Source organism: Rhizobium sp. 05L419, assembly GCF_056397845.1.
On the sequence record NZ_JBFTOF010000096.1, the window covers coordinates 1 to 436 of the forward strand.

Below are 436 nucleotides of genomic sequence, written 5' to 3' on the forward strand. Positions count from 1 at the left end.
CTACACCACGAAGAAAAGTGGCATGGGCATGGGATTAACCATCAGCAAAGGGATTATCAAAAAGCATTGTGGTGAATTAGGCGCAGAGAACCGGGCGGAAGGCGGCAGCCGTTTCTGGTTCACTCTGCCACTGGGATAATCGTATTGAGGCCAGGTGTCTGCCTGGCCTTAGCGGCGTCGGGTATGATCAATATTGAGCCGCTCTGCCGCCCGCACCAGATCGGTGAGCGACCGTGCCTTCATCTTCTCCATCACCCGCCGCTTGTGGACTTTTGCCGTGATCTCACTGACGCCCATTTCGGCGGCGATCTGCTTATTCAGCAGGCCGCTAATGGCCAGCAGCATGACCTCGCTTTCACGCGGCGTCAGGGTCTGATGTCGCTCCAGTATCTCCCTTCGCTCCTCGGAAGAGGCCATATTCTGCCCGGCGATCTGT

Annotated in this window: 2 protein-coding genes; one reads left to right on the forward strand and one right to left on the reverse strand. The window is 56.9% G+C overall.

The genetic code is table 11. The features are described from left to right. Positions 1-139, forward strand: a 139-nt coding sequence (locus AC1DMK_RS31150; RefSeq protein ID WP_477864059.1) for an ATP-binding protein, incomplete at its 5' end; no start/stop codon positions are given. 29 nt (positions 140-168) lie between these two features. Here AC1DMK_RS31150 and AC1DMK_RS31155 read toward each other — a convergent pair. Further along, a partial coding sequence (locus AC1DMK_RS31155) for a response regulator transcription factor (RefSeq protein ID WP_477864058.1) occupies positions 169-436 on the reverse strand: 268 nt, incomplete at its 5' end.